15 protein-coding genes are annotated in these 15,179 nt (G+C 53.7%); 8 read left to right on the forward strand and 7 right to left on the reverse strand.

The annotated features are described in order from the left end of the window. Positions 1 to 11: 11 nt before the first annotated feature. The 5 genes from H6F94_RS11385 to H6F94_RS11405 form a co-directional block, all read right to left on the reverse strand. Positions 12 to 788, reverse strand: coding sequence for a nucleotidyltransferase domain-containing protein (locus tag H6F94_RS11385; RefSeq protein WP_190802325.1), 777 nt, complete (start codon positions 786 to 788; stop codon positions 12 to 14). A gap of 17 nt (positions 789 to 805) precedes the next feature. After that, positions 806 to 2,323: an ABC transporter ATP-binding protein gene (locus H6F94_RS11390; RefSeq protein ID WP_190802326.1), complete on the reverse strand. Its 1,518-nt coding sequence runs from the start codon at positions 2,321 to 2,323 to the stop codon at positions 806 to 808. Positions 2,324 to 2,343: 20 nt separating this feature from the next. Next, positions 2,344 to 3,633, reverse strand: coding sequence for a BMP family lipoprotein (locus H6F94_RS11395; protein WP_313949269.1), 1,290 nt, complete (start codon positions 3,631 to 3,633; stop codon positions 2,344 to 2,346). Between the two features lie 238 nt (positions 3,634 to 3,871). Further along, positions 3,872 to 4,411 (reverse strand): NAD(P)H-quinone oxidoreductase subunit J, encoded by a 540-nt coding sequence (locus H6F94_RS11400; protein ID WP_190802327.1) that lies wholly within the window; start codon positions 4,409 to 4,411, stop codon positions 3,872 to 3,874. Positions 4,412 to 4,513: 102 nt separating this feature from the next. Then, entirely contained in the window at positions 4,514 to 4,873 is a 360-nt protein-coding gene (locus H6F94_RS11405) for an NAD(P)H-quinone oxidoreductase subunit 3 (protein ID WP_190802328.1), read from the reverse strand. Positions 4,874 to 5,214: 341 nt separating this feature from the next. Here H6F94_RS11405 and H6F94_RS11410 point away from each other — a divergent pair, with 341 nt between their 5' ends. Then, complete coding sequence (locus tag H6F94_RS11410; RefSeq protein ID WP_190802329.1) at positions 5,215 to 5,700, forward strand: Ycf51 family protein; 486 nt, start codon at positions 5,215 to 5,217, stop codon at positions 5,698 to 5,700. A 15-nt stretch (positions 5,701 to 5,715) separates the two neighbouring features. Then, positions 5,716 to 6,252, forward strand: a complete 537-nt coding sequence (locus tag H6F94_RS11415; protein WP_190802330.1) for a DUF456 domain-containing protein — start codon at positions 5,716 to 5,718, stop codon at positions 6,250 to 6,252. 28 nt (positions 6,253 to 6,280) lie between these two features. On the opposite strand, the gene H6F94_RS11420 is transcribed toward H6F94_RS11415, so the two are convergent. Both H6F94_RS11420 and H6F94_RS11425 read right to left on the reverse strand, forming a co-directional pair. Then, positions 6,281 to 6,967 carry an HAD family hydrolase gene (locus H6F94_RS11420; protein WP_190802331.1) on the reverse strand — a complete coding sequence of 229 codons (687 nt, stop codon included), beginning with the start codon at positions 6,965 to 6,967 and terminating at the stop codon, positions 6,281 to 6,283. A 125-nt stretch (positions 6,968 to 7,092) separates the two neighbouring features. After that, positions 7,093 to 7,698 (reverse strand): TetR/AcrR family transcriptional regulator, encoded by a 606-nt coding sequence (locus H6F94_RS11425; RefSeq protein ID WP_190802332.1) that lies wholly within the window; start codon positions 7,696 to 7,698, stop codon positions 7,093 to 7,095. A 160-nt stretch (positions 7,699 to 7,858) separates the two neighbouring features. Between H6F94_RS11425 and H6F94_RS11430 the strand changes: the two genes are divergently transcribed. From H6F94_RS11430 to H6F94_RS11455, 6 genes are all read left to right on the forward strand, one after another. Then, entirely contained in the window at positions 7,859 to 9,145 is a 1,287-nt protein-coding gene (locus H6F94_RS11430) for an HlyD family secretion protein (protein WP_190802333.1), read from the forward strand. Further along, on the forward strand, positions 9,142 to 11,109 hold the full coding sequence (locus tag H6F94_RS11435; RefSeq protein WP_190802334.1) for an ATP-binding cassette domain-containing protein: 1,968 nt from the start codon (positions 9,142 to 9,144) through the stop codon (positions 11,107 to 11,109). The genes H6F94_RS11430 and H6F94_RS11435 overlap by 4 nt, the downstream gene beginning before the upstream one ends. Positions 11,110 to 11,133: 24 nt before the next feature. Beyond that, a complete protein-coding gene (locus H6F94_RS11440; protein ID WP_190802335.1) occupies positions 11,134 to 12,252 on the forward strand; it encodes an ABC transporter permease in 1,119 nt (372 codons plus the stop codon). 3 nt (positions 12,253 to 12,255) lie between these two features. Then, the gene (locus tag H6F94_RS11445) at positions 12,256 to 13,416 is read left to right on the forward strand and encodes an ABC transporter permease (RefSeq protein WP_190802336.1); all 1,161 of its coding nucleotides are present in this window, start codon (positions 12,256 to 12,258) and stop codon (positions 13,414 to 13,416) included. 94 nt (positions 13,417 to 13,510) lie between these two features. After that, positions 13,511 to 14,419, forward strand: coding sequence for a glycosyltransferase family 2 protein (locus tag H6F94_RS11450; protein ID WP_190802337.1), 909 nt, complete (start codon positions 13,511 to 13,513; stop codon positions 14,417 to 14,419). 52 nt (positions 14,420 to 14,471) lie between these two features. Then, positions 14,472 to 15,056 carry a prolyl hydroxylase family protein gene (locus H6F94_RS11455; RefSeq protein WP_190802338.1) on the forward strand — a complete coding sequence of 195 codons (585 nt, stop codon included), beginning with the start codon at positions 14,472 to 14,474 and terminating at the stop codon, positions 15,054 to 15,056. Positions 15,057 to 15,179 lie beyond the last annotated feature (123 nt).

Genomic DNA, 15,179 nt, shown 5'->3' on the forward strand with positions numbered 1-15,179 from the left:
GCCTTCCATGTTTACTGGCTACCCTGTAGAGCCTTGAGTTTAGCTTTTGCGTCAGGCAAGGTTTCAACCCAAAAAGCCTCCGCGAGATGCTGTTTCTGGATCAGATTGGCCAAATCAGTTATGCAGTAAAGTGGCTCCACACGAGTAACAATACCAGCCGGCAGATCTCGGCTGAAGTACTTAGCTCTAAAATCGTATCGGTACGGTCGGTGGACCATATTGAGCAGTTCCACTAAGGGCCGAAGCGTGAAGGCATGATAGTTGGTCAGAGCTTCTATCAAACGCCCCCGATTAATTTCTTTCTTGACCAAGACTTGCAAAAAATCGAACGTCATACTGAGCTGAGCCAGCCTCTCTTGCATTCTTAGAAAATGTTCGCTCCGGTTGAGGGGAGGTGGAACCACAAGATTTGCTTTATCAAAACCAATTACCACGTTGCCATGTCGTTCCACCTCCAGAAAGTGGTTGGCATGGCTGTGCTGTATTAGAACAAAATCAATAAACAAGAATGGGCTCACACCAGCTAGCTGATAAAAGCATTGGCCATGACCATGCCAAGTCGGTTCAGGCACCCTCCACTTAAATTGAATTGGAGCCAGGGTCCGGAGTGATTTTTCTAGAGCGTCAAAAGTTTCTTGTACATGATTGTCTTGAACAATTACCTGAAGATCGAGGTCTGACCACTCATCGGTATAGCCCTGTGCTTCTGACCCTCCTTGCCAAAAAGCCAAAACGAAATCTAAGGGCTGTAGGGCGGCAATGATCGTCTCTAAAATTGCTGTTCTCATAGTGAGGGACAGTGAGCTTAGAGCGGCATTGTTTTGGATTCAGGTAGCAATGCCTGCCCTGCCCCTTGCCCCTCAAATTTGCCACCGATCATCTGGCCGAGTTGATCAACGGTCAAGCTAGCCACATCAATCGGTTCGGAGACTTTACCACCGCTAAATACAATCACCCGGTCACTGTACTGCATGATTTCGTCTAGATCAGATGAAGCGAACAAAATTGCAGTGCCAGTCTGACAACGAGCCATGAGTTGCTCCCAAACCCAGAGCGATGATTCAATGTCTAAGCCACGAGTCGGGTGCTCCATCAATACCAGATTTAACGGCGTAGGCAAAAGCGCTAGTTGGGTGCGCTGTTGATTACCCCCAGAGAGCCGCTCAACGCGAGTATTGGGTTTGCCTCGGATATTAAATTGACTGATCCGTTGCTGAGCAACTTTGAGCATCTCGCTCCAACGAATGAACAGCCCAGGGGAAGGGCTGCGCAGGGCCACATGCTCTTGAATCGACAGGCCACTGATTAGCCCTTCTTTCAAGCGGTCTGCGGGTAAATAGCCAATACCAGAACGCAGGTAGTCTCGATAGGGTTTGCGCGTCAAGTTTGTCGCATTGAGATAAATACTGCCTGAGCCGGTCTGCAATAGCCCTGCACATAACAGCAGCAGTAGGTGCTGCCCACTCCCCTCCAAACCGGCTAAGCCAATGATTTCGCCACAGTGAACTGTGAGCTTGTCAATCTGTATTCTCAACCGCTCATCATTGAGAACTACCTGATTGAGTTGGAGTAAGACATCACTCTGGTGAGTTTTCGACTTCGTGGGCAAAGCTAACTCACGGCCAAACATTAACTCTACAAGTTGACTGGCAGGACAAGGGAGTTCAACATGACCCACCACCTGTCCCCGTCGCATCACCGTAACGCGGTCGCAAAGTTCTTCAACGTCCTCCAATTTATGTGAGACAAAAACAACTGATTTGCCCTCGCCAATTAGTTGCTTTAAGGCTGTGAACAAAGCAGTTTTTTGGGACGCTGAAATACCCGTTGTTGGTTCATCTAAAATTAGCGTCTCGACCCCCAATGAGAGCAGACGCAAAATTTCGAGTTGTTGGCGTTCTCCAACCGTGAGATTGCTCACCAAATCGTTCACATTCAAGTCGAAATTGAACTGAGCAGCCAATTGCCGAAACTCTCGAACTGCTGTCCGACGATTAGTGAAAAAAGCACTCTTGCGGCTGCCCGCCATAAAATTGTCCAGCACCGATAGGGGCGGAAAATCCAGCGGATCTTGGTGCAACATGCCAACGCCAGCGCGAATAGCATCGGCTGGCGTTCTAATCTCAACAGGCTGCCCCTTCAACACAATGCGGCCCTGGTCTCGAATAACAAAACCGCTGAGCACTTTGACCAGGGTGCTTTTACCAGCACCATTCTCACCTAGTAGGCCATGAATGGTGCCTGCTTCTACCGTCAGAGACACATCTTGGTTCGCCTGGATAGGACCGAAGCGCTTGTAAATGTGTTGAAGCTCAACCTGCATAGTTGCCTACTTATTGGGCTTTACTTACTAGGTCCCTCCATGCCCGCCAGCAGCTGAGGCATGTACCAGATTTGCTGCTCGGTAGCAGTTTCACCCGCCTTAATAAATTCGGTGCCGTCCTGGAACTTGAGGGGGCCTTTATAGGGGTTGATACTGCCATTCCCCAGTCCCTGGACGAATTCATCTAGCTGTGCCTTTTTAGCCCCAAGTGCCTTGCCTGGCTCGAAGCCAATCATTGAGGTCTCAGCGTTATTGATGTTCTTCCAATCAGGACCCAACCAGACAAATTCACTCTGGTATTGGCCTGCTTTGGCCTTATTGATCGCCTCAATATAGGGGGGGCCCCAGCTATAGTACGGCACACCCAAACAGATGTCGGGAGCCAGATTGCAACCCGTCCTCAAATCGTAGTGGACAAACTTAACCGGCCTACCGGCATCCGCCGCTTTTTTGCCCTCTACCGCCACCTCAGGTGTGTCGATACCGGACATCACTACGTCGTAGCCACTGTTGTAGTAGTCATTGGCCACTTTGGTGGGGTCTAGGGTTACACCCGGAATGTTAAACCAAAAGCCAATCCAGGTGACCTTGAAGTTTAGATCCTCAGGTTTTTTGCCGCTGTACTTGTCCCAGCAATAGCGTGCGCCTAAATAAGCAGCAGAGGTATAGCGTCGGGTTTCGTCATTAATCAGGGGACCGACGTAGCCAATTTTGCCGGTTTGTGAGCCTAAAGCCGCTGCACAACCCGCCATCATTTTGCCGAATTCCATGCGGCCCATGATGTTGCCTAGATTCGGCTGATTTTTGTAGTTCTGGCCTTCTTTCCAAGCGTAGTCACCGGAGGCATGAATCACGGTCACATCAGGATGCTTCTTCGCCGTTTCTAGGGCGTCATCCTTGAAGTCATCTGAATTGAAAATAATGAATTTAGCACCTTTGGCAATCAGATCATCCGCAACTTGGGAGCCCTTCACATTGGGTCGGTCGGCAGGGTTCACCTTATCGACATACTCAAATTTGATGCCAGGATCTTTCTCCATGACATACTGGGTCGCCTCGAAGTGCGCCTGATTCCAACCCCCATCTTTGGTTGGACCCACTAGTACCATACCAACCTTATATTCGGAGGAGCTGGCAGCCGTTGCCTGAGCCGCAGGGGTACCGGCATCAGTTGCAGGTGCTCCAGTCGAGGTAGGGCCGCTACAGGCTCCCACAAAAAGCCCCAGCACTGCGACCTGCCAGAAACGGTGTTTCAGCATTTGCGAAAGAACAGCGATAGCACTCATGCCTTCAATAAAACTAGACTTCACGCTTCACCCACTCAGTGCCAAGCTGGTCCTTATTCTGTCGGTACCAGCTCGTAGAGCAACCTATCTGCGCTCCACGTCCACTTAAAGCGATTGCCTGCTCAGCGAATGTATCAGGGATTACCCCTAACTTGTATCAAACTGGCTCTATGAACTGCCAAACAACAAATAAAAAAAAGGCCATCTACCGCTTGAGATAGCCTTTTAGCTCTAGGTCCTCTGAGGTTGTCAGTCGAGGATCTTAGTGAGCATCTTGTAGTTCGTAGAAATCAGGGGTGATGTAGTCTTTGCGCAACGGCCAGCCCACCCAATCTTCTGGCATCAAAATGCGCTTGAGATGGGGATGACCTTCATAGACAATGCCGAACAAGTCGAAAGTTTCGCGTTCCTGAAAGTCGGCGCTCTTCCAAATCCAGTACACCGAAGGGCAGCGGGGATCTTCGCGGGGCAGGAAAACCTTAACCCGCACTTCTTCCGGTCGGTCGGCGTTATCGGAGAGCTTAGTCAAGTGGTAGACACTGACCAGCGAATCACCAGGCCCAGCATCATAACCACACTGGAAAATCAGGTAATTGAAGCCATAGGCATAGAGAGCAGTGCTGAAGGGAATCAAGTAATCCCGGTCCACCTTGAGCATTTCCACACCCCGGTGGTCAGGACCTAGAAACTCATGCTCGAAGCCTTGAGAGGTCAACCATTTAGAAATGGGACCTGCTTCAACAATGCCAGTCTCCTCCGGGTTAGCTCCTTCAGGTGCTGGCGTTTGGGGTTCATCCGCCATGATGCACAATCTCCTTTTTCCAAGCTAGCAGCATTGGCTGGGTCACAGCCGACTTCAGAAGTTCAGTAGGCGGTAGCGCCGTGGCAATACTGGTGCCACAATTCATGACCACTCCAGTGCTCCCTTACGCCAGGCATACACTAGGCCAATGACCAGAATCGCAATAAAAATCAGGGCTTCAATGAAGGCGAGCAGCCCAAGCTGGCTGAAAGCCACCGCCCAAGGATAAAGAAACACAGTCTCCACATCGAAGACTACAAACGCTAGAGCGAACATGTAGTACCGGATATTGAACTGAATCCAGCTACCACCGACAGGCTCCATACCCGATTCATAAGTGGTTCGTCGGATTGGGCCACTCCGGTTGGGCCGTAGCAGTTTGGAGGCTAGCAGTGCTGTGCCAGGGACTAGGCTACAGATCAGCAAGAACACAAGGAAGTAGTCGTAACCGCTGAGGACCATCGAGAGTCACCATTCGGAGGACGAAAGTTTGCGTTTGTTTACGGTTCCTCCGTGCTCAGTATATCCCCGGTTTAGATCCCTGTTTGCGCATCGTTCAAGAGCCTGTGAACGAGAGCCGCTTAATAAGTCGCTTGCCCACACTGGCCGCTAACTTCACTACTTGCTCTTCGCACTGACGGTTAGAGCGAGGCTTGAAGTGAGGTTTAAAGGCTCTGAGGCTTAAAGACTCCCAGGTTTGAAGGCTGGTCTCATAGGCTAGACCTTTCCCACAGAACTGGTTCTCACTTTCCAGTTGGCGGTAAGTTGAGGATAGTCCTAGCCTGATTGCTTGCTCCTTACCTATGCTCACTACTGCTAACTTCTTGACCTACGCCCAGTACATGGGGCTATTCACCATTGCCTGTGCTCTGGTGACGGTCATTGCCTTTGTGACCTCTCGGGGCTGGCGTTTTCGGCTGGTTGGCGTGACTGGTTTTTCGATTGTGCTCACCGTGGGCTTGTTTGCGCTGAGCCTGGTCCCCTTCACGCGCACGGTTGTGCCAGGGGCAGTGCGCTACGCCGTAGTTTTTGACAACGGTGGTCCCAACGTGGTAATCACCGTCCCAGCCACGATCAACCAGGATGAATTGCAAGCCACGCTCCAGCAGGCAGCGCTGAACCTCTACACGCCGGGTCGCGTGGAGCGAGATCGTCTCTGGGTGCGAGCCCGCGCCCTGCTCCATCCTCAGCCGGGTGTTTCTCAGCCCGTTTTTTTGGGCGAGGCCCGTTACACGCCAGAACTGAATGTTGAGATCTTTCCAGATCAGCTCACACTGTTGCAGGGCTAGGGAGAAGAAATTGAGATGAGCCTGACTATTCTCTATTGGTTACTGCTAGCCGTCATGCTCTTAGGTGTGATCGGTGCTTTTATTCCTGGCTTGCCCGGTGTCAGTTTGATCCTGGGCGCAATCGTGATTTGGGGCGTGACTACTGGTTTCAGTGGCGTGGGTTGGCCGCTGGGGATTGCTGTGGCTGTTCTGATTTTGAGCGGCGTGGTTGGCTTTCTAGCGACCTATTTAGGGGCGGTTCGCACTGGCGCCAGCAAATGGAGTCAGATTGGAGCCGTTGCCGGGCTGCTGCTTGGCTTCTTCGGCCTTCTGCCAGCGCTGCCCTTTGGTGGGCCGCTTCTCGGTATCCTGATTGGCCCCGTTTTAGGCGCTTTTCTCGGTGAATTCTTCTACCGAGGCGATTTAGAACTCGGGCCTAGATTTAAGCTAGCGGCCCAAGTCAGTATCGGTATCGTTGTGGGATCGCTCATTGGCAATCTGGTCGAGGGCCTATTGGCAATTCTGGCCGTCGCTGCCTTTGTGGCAACGACTTGGTCCCAAGTTGGAGTTTAGAGTTGGCGTTGGCGATCAGATCTAGAATCTAGCTGTCCAACCGTGCCAGCACTTCGCGCACACGCTCTAGCTCCAGCTCTGGTAGAAAATCAACAGTCCAGTTGGCCCGACGCTGCAACATGTGGAACGGGTAGGTATTAGCCACAGCCGCTACCGAGATACCAGCTTGTTTTGCTGCCGTAATGCCAGCAGGCGTGTCCTCGATTGCCAGACACTCGGCTGGCGCCACGCCCAACTTTTCGGCAGCGAGCAAATAGCCAGTAGGGTCAGGCTTGCTGGTGGTGATGTCGTCGCCTGCAACAATAACTGGAAAATGCTGGGCTAAATCGCTGCGCTGGAGCGTCAGCTCGATTTCACTGCGCAAAGCACCACTAACAACTGCCATCGCCAAATTGGCAGAGCTGATCTGAAGGATAAAATCAGCCAGTCCCGGAAACAGCGGTAACTTCTCTAGGGTTGCTAAGTGCTTTTGGTAGTAGTCATGCTTGCGCTCAATCAAGGCTTGCAGCTGGCTTTCACTCAAATAACGGCCACGCTCTTTGAACAGCTCAACCAGGCAAGCTCGGTCACTGCGCCCCAGGCAAAGGTAACGGTATTCACCACGCATGGGTTGCAGGTTTTCCTCTAGCAGGATCTGATTGATCAATTCCTCATGCAAGCGCTCATCGTTGAGAATTACGCCGTTGAAATCGAACAAAACTGCCTTGAAGGCCATCGAACCTGCCGTACAGAATCTCCCTCCTTAGTTTAAGGGGGAAGGCTGAGCTGCAAGCTTAAGTGGCAAAGCTTAGGGGCCAATGCTTAGGAGCCAATGCCTAGAAGCTAAAGCTTGGAGGCACTCTATGGCAGCGGTTGAATCCCTTGCCAGAACTCTAGAGCCCACGAACGAGTAAAGGCTCCGGAGCGGATCTCTTCACTACTCTGCTGATTAATCACCCGCTCGAAGAACACATAGGCGAACAGGCCCCCGAAAAAGCCCCGCGCTAACGTCTCAGGGTTGGATGAGCGGATGCGGCCATTCGTCATCTCCTGCTGAAAGTAATCAGTCAGCAGGGCGATACCGCGTCGAGGACGTTCTGGGTCTACAGTGCCTAAGTCCGGATGAACAGCGTACATCAGGATTGCACTGAACTTGCGCTCCAAAAACTCCACCAGAAACAGGGCTGCCCCTTCTAGTAAATCCTGTACCGGCCGCTGCTCAGGGTTGGCTGGATCACTAACGCGAATTAGCTCTTCAAACAGGTCAGCTGGTGTCCATTCGAAGCTTTGAATACAGGCTTCAATCAGCGCTTCCTTGCTCTCAAAAAAGTTGTAAATAGCACCGCCAGAGACACCAGCGGCTCGGGCAATGGCAGAAATAGTGACCTTATCAATGCCTTCTGTCGCTAGCAGATGCAGAGCGGCATTGACGATTTGGTGGCGCTGGATCGTCCGGGGTCTGGGCACAGGAACAAGGATGGCTGCTTGAGTTTTTTAGCATCTTAGCTTGTCAAATAAGTTTTTGAATAAATATTCACTAACGCCAGCATTCTGAACTAAGATTCACGGCATAGATGCCATTTCTGCGCCGCCTATTGTCTGGCCGCAAGCGCCAGAGGAAGTCAGTATGACCAAAACTGAGGCCAATCCGTCCCAACGTTCGCCCGAAGCTCCATCAAAAGACCCGGCCCCCAAACCAAAGTCTGGCATCCCCAAGCCTCTGCGCATCTTGGCAGTATTAGCGGTGGTGGCAGGGCTTGGCTACGGCGTCTACCGGCTGTTCTTCTACCGACCCGAACCCGAGGGGCTGTTTTTGAGCGGACGCATCGAGAGCTACGACACCGATGTATCAGCCAAGATTGGCGGTCGGGTAGCGGAGGTGAGCGTTGAAGAGGGTGATTTGGTCAAGCCCGGTCAGCTCCTAGTCCGCATTGATGACAGTGATCTGCAAGCTCAGCTACGAGGCGCCATTGCCCAGGTGCGAGCCAGGCAGGAGGAGCTTCAGCGCGCTCGGCAGCAGCTTCCCGTCCTAGAGGCCCAGCTTCAGCAAGCTAACCTGACTACCGAGCAGGCCAATCAGGAAAGCCAGGGCCGGGTTCTGGAATCGCAAAATTCTCTGGCTGCTGCGGGTGCTCAGTTGGTTGAAGCTCAATCGAGTCTGAAGTTAGCGCTGATTCGGCAGCGGCGAACCCGAGAGCTATTCAGCCAGGGAGCCGTATCGGCCCAGCAACGGGATGAAGACGACGCTCAAGTCGAGACAGCACAGGCCCGCGTCAACGCGGCTCGGCAGCAAGTCCAAGCGTCTCGCGGCAGTCTGGCGCAGTCCCGCTCTACCTTGCAAAATCCCTCGATCCGCGCCGCTGCCGCCCTGGAAATCCAACGCCAGATGGCCCAGGCCCGCACAGATATCTCGGTCGCTCAACAGCAAATCCGCGATGCGCAAGCGACTCAAGCCCAGATCCAGGCCAACTTGAATTACCTGGTGATCAAGAGCCCTCTATCCGGCAGCGTGATCACGCGTTCGGTGGAACCGGGCGAAGTGGTGGCGGCTGGAGCGCCGTTGCTAACCGTTGTCAACCTCAACCGCCTTTACCTACGCGGCTTTATTCCTGAAGGTCAGATCGGGCAGGTCAGAGTGGGCCAAACGGGACGGGTCTATCTAGACTCATTTCCCGACCAACCACTCGAAGCCACAGTCACACGGGTAGACCCCAAAGCCAGCTTCACGCCCGAAAACACTTATTTCCAGAAAGACCGAGTCACGCAGGTGTTCGGTGTCGAACTCACGCTTAAAGATCCCCAAGGCTTCGCCAAGCCAGGCATGCCAGCCGATGGCCGCATTCTGGTGCCAGAGAGTCAGCCTCAACGGTCCTCAACGCTATTTCCCGCACCGCTAGGGATCTTAGGGCGATGATCTCCCTTCAAAGCATCACTCCAGCCAGCCGCACCCAAACCCCGGTAATCTCGGTCCGGGACTTGCGACACAGCTACGGCAAGCTGGAAGCCGTAGCTGGCATCAGCTTGGATATTTACGCTGGCGAAATTTTCGGGCTGATCGGTCCTGATGGCGCGGGCAAAAGCACCACGTTTCAGGTTCTCTCAGGAGTCATGCCCCAGACCGGAGGCATCGTTGAGGTCCTAGGTGGCCCGGCTTGGGAGGCCCGGTTGCAAATTGGCTATCTCACCCAGCGCTTCAGTCTCTACCAAGATATGAGCATTGAGGAAAACCTGCGCTACGCTGCGGGCCTGCGCGAGGTGAGGGCTGAAGACTTCAAGTCGCGCAGTGACCGTTTTCTGGGGTTGCTGGACCTAGCCCGCTTCCGCACCCGGCTAGCAGGACGCCTCTCCGGTGGCATGAAGCAGAAACTGGCGCTCTGCTGTGCGCTGATCCACCAACCCCAGGTGCTACTGCTAGACGAGCCAACTACGGGTGTTGACCCCGTATCGCGCCGCGAGTTCTGGGACATCCTGGCCCAATTGGCTTCTGAAGAAAATGTGACCACGGTCGTCGCCACGCCCTATCTGGACGAGGCCGAGCGTTGTGCTCGCATTGCCTTGATGTATGACGGCAAAATTCAGCAGTGCGACACGCCTGCCAGGGTCAAAGCCAGCCTGGGAGTGCAGCGCCTAGAAGTCTATCTGCCCGTGGCGCAACTGGACCAAGCTGAGGATATCCTGCAGCACGATCAGGGCTTCCGCGAAACCGTCTCCGATGTGCAGCGCTTCGGCGACCGGCTGGATGTGCTGACCGCTGAGCCTGAGCAAACAGGAGCGGCGATTCGACGCATTCTAGAGCCGCAGCTAGAGATTCAAGACCTGGCCACTGACACGCCAACGCTGGAAAATACCTTTGTTGCCCGCCTGCGCGACCTCAAGGGGGAACTCTCCCGTGCGGTCTACCCCCGTATTTATAGCCAAGAACGTTCAGCGGGAACGGCGATTGGCGCGCAAAACCTCTGTAAGGTGTTTGGCAATTTCAAAGCTGTCAACGACATCAATCTCGATATCCGCTATGGCGAGGTCTTCGGCTTGTTAGGAGCCAACGGGGCTGGCAAGACCACCACGATCAAAATGCTCTGCGGCTTGCTGCCAGCCAGTTCGGGGCGCGTCACCTTAGCTGGCGAGACGGGGGAGCTGCGTAGTCCCAGTGTGCGCCAGCAGATCGGCTACATGTCGCAGAAGTTCACGCTCTACGACGACCTGACCATCGGCGAGAACTTGGAGTTCTACTGCGGCGTCTATGGCATTCCTCGCCGTCAGCGCCGCGCCAAAAAGGAGTGGGTACTCCAGATGAGCGACCTGGTGGGCCGTCAAGACATGCTCACAGCCGAGTTGCCAGGAGGCTGGAAGCAGCGCGTTGCGTTTGGCGCGGCGGTCATGCACGAACCCAAAGTTCTGTTTCTAGATGAGCCGACCTCGGGGGTGGACCCATTGGCTCGGCGGCAGTTCTGGCGGCTGATCAACCAGTTCTCCAGGGAGGGCATGGCTATATTGGTCACTACCCACTACCTCGAAGAAGCAGAGCAGTGCCATCGCCTCGGCTTCATGGTGGCGGGCGAGTTGGTGGCTCAGGGCACACCGCGTCAGGTCAAAGCAGAGCAGCCAGGGCGACTGGTGGAATGGACCTGCGAACCGCTGCAAACCGCCTCGAACCTGCTGAAAGAGCAACTAGAACGCTGGCGGGTTTCGATCTTTGGCGTTCGGCTGCACACGATTTTGGATGACCCCAAGGCTGAGATCCCTCAAATCCGGGACTGGCTAGAGGCGAGCGGCGTCACGGTGCAGGGGGCTCGCCCGATTCAGTTCTCGCTCGAAGATGTGTTTATTAGCGTGGTCGAGCAGGCGCGGCAGCGAGGTTTAGACGTGCCAGTGGATTAGGCCAATGGATTAGGAGAGCAGCTCATGGCAATTCGACCCAAGCGCATTCTGGCCCAAACCCTCAAAGAACTGACCCAGCTGGGCCGTGACCGGCTGACCCTGGCGCTGGCGCTGGTGTTACCACTGTTGATGCTGCTGCTGTTCGGCTTTGCAGTTTCACTAGACGTGAAGGACATCAGTCTGGCGATTCAGGACCTCGATGGCAGCCCCGCCAGTCGTGAGTACATCGCTACTTTCGAGCGCACCAATAAATTTCGCCTGGTAGCCCAGGGGCCAGAGGTCAATGTTGCCAAGCTGCTCGATCAAGGTCGTGCCTCAGCCGGTCTGATTATTCCGCCGGAGTTTTCGCGTGATCTCCGGCGGCAGGGGCGCGAAGCCGAGGTTCAGATTTTGCTGGATGGCACTGATGCCAACACAGCCAATATCGTGCGAGGTAACGCCAAAGCCACTACCAATGCCTTTGTTACTAATCTTCAGGTCAGTAGCAGGCCCCCTGCCGTGCAGTTGCAATCGCGGCTGTGGTACAACCCCGGACTGGAGACGCTGAAGTACATCGGTCCTGGCGCAATGGCTGTAGCGCTGACCCTGTTTCCGCCTCTGATAGCCGGGCTGGCGACGGCCCGAGAACATGAGAATGGCACGATCACCCAGGTCTACGCCTCCAGTCTGACAGGAACGGAGTATCTGCTGGGCAAGGGCTTGGCCTACTGGTTAGTGGGCATGGCGGAAGTGCTGCTGGTCAATCTGACTGCCTACAGCCTATTCCGCCTGTGGTTTGTGGGCGATCCTACGCCACTGATTCTGGGCTCGCTTCTCTACATTGCCTGCGGCGTGTTTTGGGGCATTTTCATCGGCAGCGGCACCAAGTCTCAGGGATCGACGATTCAGGCAGTCACGCTCTCAGCCTTTCTGTTGTCGCTGCTGATGTCTGAGTATATCTACCCAGTGTCTAACATTCCCTGGGGTCTGCGTTGGGTTTCGGCTTTGGTCCCGGCTCGCTACTACATTTTGCTGACCCGGGATGCCTTCGCGCGCGGCGTGGGCTGGCCCGCAGTTTGGCTGCCGGTGCTGGCTTTGGCGGGGCTAGCGAGTTTGTTTTTCTTTCTGGCTTGGCGCAAGTTGCGCAAAATGCAGGTGGAGTAACCCATGCACAAACAGTTGGTGAGTTGGTTGGATGGGTTGCTGGGCAGCCGCTTCTGGGCCTTGTTTCGCAAAGAGCTGGCTCAGATTTTGCACAACCCTCAGATGGTGCGGATCATTCTGGTGCCGCCCACGGTCATGCTGCTGCTTTATGGGTTTGCCCTCAATCCTGACTTCAAGGATTTGAAGGTTGGCATTGCCGACTACAGCCAGAGTTCAGCCTCCCGTGAACTAATCGAGATTTTTGAGCAGACTGATGCACTCACCGTCAGCAACTACTACACCTCAGCGTCGGAAATGGCTGATGCCCTGGCCCGAGGTAATCTGACGGTTGGCGTTACCATCCCGCCCGAGTTTGCTGAAGATATTGCTCGGGGTCGCAGCGCCCAAGTGCAGGTGCTTTACGATGCGGTGGATGCCAACACGGCCAGCATTGCTTCAGGCTACGTCACTCAGTTAGTGAGCGACTATAACCTGCGCCAACGGGATAACCGGCCTGGGGTTGCCAGTTCAGCCCGACGCGCTCAAGTGCAGCTCAAGACCTTGGTGCTCTACAATCAGGGGCTCGATACGGCCTGGTTCATTGTGCCGGGGATGATCGGCGTATTGCTCACGGTGATCGGTTCGCAGTTAGCCTCAACCTCGGTCGTTCGAGAAAAAGAAGCGGGCACGATCGAGCAGCTTTTGATGACACCCGCTTCCAATACCGAAGTCATCCTTGCCAAGATCTGCCCGTTGCTGGTTTTGCTGATTATGGATGCCTGCATCGCGCTGACCGTGGCGCGTCTGGTGTTTGGTGTGCCTCTACGGGGAAATTTTCTGGTGTTTCTGGGCGTGAGCAGCCTGTATTTCTGGGTGGGCATCAGCATTGGCATTCTGCTAGCCTCATTTTCCAAGAGTCAGCAACAGGCACAATTAACAGCGTTCTTTATTAATCCGCCGATGGTGATTCTGTCGGGCGCCACTAGCCCCACCTCAGCGATGCCGCCCTTCATGCAATTTCTGAGCCACTTAGATCCCCTGCGGTATTTCATTGAGGTCTGTCGCGGTGTGTTGCTCAAGGGTGTAGGGCTGGAGTCACTGTGGCCCCAAGTGTTAACCCTGCTTGCCTTTGCGCTGGTGCTGATGACCTTGAGCATTCGTCAGTTTCGGCGTCAGCTTCAGTAGGGTACTAGGTCACAGGGGAACTCTTAAGCGTGAGTCTAGACTAGACCGATTAGCTAACACTTTAAGGTGTCGAATGCTGCCTCAGAGACCATTGGTGTCTGTGATTATCCCGTCCTACAACCGCAAACACTGCATTGAGCCTGCGCTCAGCAGTGTTTTACAGCAGACCTATCCCAACTACGAGTTGATCGTGGTAGATGATGCCTCTAGCGACGGCACTGCTGATTGGATCGCCCAAACCTATCCAGAGGTTCGCTTGCTGCGTCTGTCCCAAAATGAAGGCGCAGCAGGAGCCCGTAACCAGGGGATGAGCCTTGCTAGTGGCGAGCTTATTGCCTTTCTGGATTCTGATGACCAGTGGCTACCCAATTATCTAGAAGCCCAGATTAAAACTCTACAAGCACACCCCGAGGCAGTCCTGGCTTTCTGCGATTGCTTGGAGGTTAAGGGCAATCGCAAAAGACGCTATATTGCAAAGCCTAAACCGACCTATCCCGACCTAATCGAACATCTTCTGCTTGATGACAATTTCATCATCACGATGTCAGTTGTCATGGTTCGCAGTGAGGCTCTAAAGCAATCTGGCGCTCTCAACCAAACGCTGCGCATTGTTCACGACCGGGAATGGTATTTGCGTCTGTTGCATAGCGGTAGCTTTGCCTACACTCCACAGTGTTTAGTCAGCCGCGTTCTTCACGCTAGCAATCTAGTCGATAACCACCGGCAATGGTCTCAAGAAGTTCTCCAATTGCTGGATTGCTTTTTTGTCGATGCTCGCAGTCAGCCTTACCGAGATTTGGAAGCCGGGGCGAGATGCCATGCGCTCTTGCGGGTAGACAAGCTCACTCGGCAGATGGGCCGTCGTGATGCTTTATTTCGCATGCAGATGCTTGTCCAAGCATTTGGGTACTCTCCTAAACAGACCCTGCGCTATTTGGCTCAAACTTGGCTAGAAGCTAGCAAAAGCTGGCTGAGACCGCTCTGGAAACAGCTCTCTCGCTAGAGAATCACCCGTCGTTGCAAAAGCATCTAGAGATACTAGAAATATCTAAAAAATGCCTATTCAGTTTACAGATTTAGGTGCAGATATTCTGTTGGTGGAGGGCTTGCTGCCTCTCACCTTCTGCAAGCATTTGATTGAAGTGCTTGAGTGTTTTCAGCTGCAAGCTGCTGGAATTGCAGTTGAGCGAGTAGATACCAAGATTCGCAGCAATGATTTGTTGCGCTTAGGGGGCTCTGATCCATTGCTGCAATCCACCAATCAGCTTTTGCTAGCACAGGTTGCCAGCATTCAAACCCTGCTGCATCAGCACTATGGGGTTGCTTTCCCCCACAGCGAGGATTGCAGCCTCTTACGCTATCAATCAGGGCAGTTTTACAAGCGCCATGTGGACAACCTCTTGCTAGCCAGTCGCTTTGCAGAAATTGCCCAGGGATTACCCACCCGAGATATTAGTCTTGTGGGCTATTTGAATGAAGATTTTGAGGGTGGCGAAACCTTTTTCGATCGCCAAAACCTCAAGGTGAAGCCTCAGACTGGCAGCGTCCTTGTCTTTCCGGCTTACTATACCCATCCCCATCAATCTTTAGCGGTGATTGAAGGGCAGAAGTATGCTTGGACAACTTGGTTATTTCACTAGCTCATACTTAAGCTCATAACTTAACAAGGGCAGGAAGACCCCGCCCCTACACAACCAGCCTCTGTATTTATTCTGTATTTATAAAGGCTGGATATAGTTATAAGGGCTGGGTGACCCAGCCCC

The sequence above is a fragment of the Leptolyngbya sp. FACHB-261 genome, from assembly GCF_014696065.1.
Lineage (GTDB): Bacteria > Cyanobacteriota > Cyanobacteriia > FACHB-261 > FACHB-261 > FACHB-261.